This window comes from Thermogutta sp. (genome assembly GCF_014359955.1).
In the GTDB taxonomy this organism is placed as follows: domain Bacteria; phylum Planctomycetota; class Planctomycetia; order Pirellulales; family Thermoguttaceae; genus Thermogutta.
Genome location: NZ_JACIYL010000961.1, coordinates 1 through 1484, shown reverse-complemented (window position 1 = coordinate 1484; position 1484 = coordinate 1). Strand labels below are relative to the sequence as shown.

Sequence of the window (1484 nt, the reverse complement as noted above, 5' to 3'; positions counted from 1 at the left end):
ATCCCGCAGGTTGGACTGAGACATCCGAATTTTTCATCCGCTGATGGCGACGCGAACGTCTCCGGGGGTTCGCGTCAGCCGGAGCGACCTGCTCGTCAGGTCCGCTTCCGGAGGGGCGTGCTTGTCACGTCCGCCGTTCAACGCCGGTTTATCCATTCCATTTCACCGGGCACGACAAGCGTGCCCTTCCGCCAAAAGGTTGCGGAATCTGTGTCCCCGTCCTAAACTGATCGGCAGAGAGGGTTCACGTCGGCGGAAAACTCTGATCTTTTCCCATAAGTACTTGACCCGATGGCTCGGGAGAAGTCGTCGGGGGCGTGATAGAGGATAACTTGGTCTCATCGCGAGGGCGGTTATGCCTGCGTTGAAAGGTCTGTGGAAGAAAATTGCGGCCGTCTTGAGACCTGCACCGCCGGCGGCTCCGCCGGTGGATCCCGCCCAACAGCAGGCGGAAAAGCTGATTGCTGAGGGGATGGAGCTTCTGGAAGCGGGAAATTCAGAAGAGGCTCTGGCGCGATTCCACCAGGCGGTTCGCGCGGCACCTAAGTGTGCCCGGGCGTATTATGCACGGGGACTGGCCTACTATACCCGGGGGCAGTACCAGTGGGCCATCGCCGATCTCACCACGGCCATCCGCCTCAATCCCCAGATGGCAGAAGCTTACTGCACACGCGGTCTCGCCTGCACCGCCAAGGGCGATTACGATTGGGCGATTGCCGACTTCAATGAGGCCCTGCGACTCAACCCGAATCTTGCCGAAGCGTACAACGGTCGCGGGGTCGCCTACTTCGGGAAGAAACTCTATGATCCGGCCATCGCCGATTTTACGGTGGCCATCCAGCTTAATCCGAACGATGCCAACGCCTATTTTAACCGTGGTTTCGCCTACGCACTCAAAGAGGATTTTCACAACGCGCTGGCGGATTACACGCGGGCTTTGGAACTTGATCCCCGGCACTATCGGGCCTACAACAATCGCGGCACGATCTATCAGGCCTTCCGACAACTTGACAAGGCGCTGGCCGACTTCGACCAGGCTATTCGCTTGAAGCCCGACCTGGCAGACGCTTACAACAATCGGGCACTCGTCTATCAGATGCTGGGCGAAGAAGAGAAAGCCCGCTCCGACTTTGAAATGGCGTACAAACTGGGCTTTCGCCGGGAAACGGGTTGAACCGCCGGAGTGCCACCGCGCACGACAGATGTGTCCCTTCGCATCCCGGAGGGAGCTGCCTGTCAGATCCGCATTCAAGCGGAGGGGCCATCCATGAACTACCCCTACCCTATTCCCCGAACCGTTATGGACTGCCCCTACGCCCGACTGAGCGTTCGGCATCTCACAGGCCTTTGAAAAACGGGAATTGATCAATCCCGATGAAAATGCAGGCCAGCACAAAAGGGGCACAATAAACGAATCAATCTCGAAAGGTGTGTTTCGGAAAAGATATGTTTATGGGCGGGGTATCTATGTGTCGAAAAAAAAT

General features: G+C 57.5%; 1 protein-coding gene. It reads left to right on the top strand.

Translation table 11 applies throughout. The annotated features are described in order from the left end of the window. Positions 1-355 precede the first annotated feature (355 nt). The gene (locus H5U08_RS18570) at positions 356-1174 is read left to right on the top strand and encodes a tetratricopeptide repeat protein (RefSeq protein WP_297036573.1); all 819 of its coding nucleotides are present in this window, start codon (positions 356-358) and stop codon (positions 1172-1174) included. The last annotated feature ends 310 nt before the right edge of the window (positions 1175-1484 follow it).